General features: G+C 56.6%; 1 protein-coding gene. It reads left to right on the top strand.

The features are described 5' to 3' along the window. The first annotated feature begins 43 nt into the window (after positions 1 to 43). Entirely contained in the window at positions 44 to 379 is a 336-nt protein-coding gene (locus AC07T0_RS31740; RefSeq protein WP_103499541.1) for a hypothetical protein, read from the top strand. Positions 380 to 557 lie beyond the last annotated feature (178 nt).

Raw genomic sequence — 557 nt, 5'->3', positions numbered from 1 at the left:
CCCCCGGAATTGGATCCTGGGATTTCTGCCATGGAGTTGTTCAGTGAAGTACCTCAGTAAAGTTGTAGCCGGTGGTGTTTTCGGCCTGATTCTGGCGGGTTGCACCGGAGCCCCGATAACCTCGCCGCACTATGACAGCAGCCAATACACCGTGGTGGGTCACAGCGAAGCAACCGCCACTGGCCTGATGTTGTTCGGTGTGATTCCGATCCGCCAGAACAGCCGTTTCGTCCGCGCCCAGAACGCTGCAATCGAGGCCAAGGGGGGCGATGCGATGATCAATACGCAAGTGCAGGAAAATTGGTTCTGGGCCTGGGTCCTGAGCGGCTACACCACCAAAGTCTCCGGTGATGTAATCAAGCTGAAAAACGTGCAGTAACTATCGCCCTGGCGGGTTCTGCTGGATCAAGATCGGTGCTGTCTCGACGCAGTTCATCATGCACTGGAACAGCCTTTGATCATCAGACTACCCATTAGCTCGAGCGACGCTACACGACGCAATCGGCCAGATCCCACGAAATCGCTCTCTTCCGAGTGACTGGCCGCTTGCGGCCGAT

The sequence above is a fragment of the Pseudomonas sp. GW821-FHT04D07 genome (assembly GCF_059420225.1).
The sequence above is the reverse complement of the archived record's forward strand: the minus strand, read 5'-3'. Positions and strand labels throughout refer to the sequence as shown.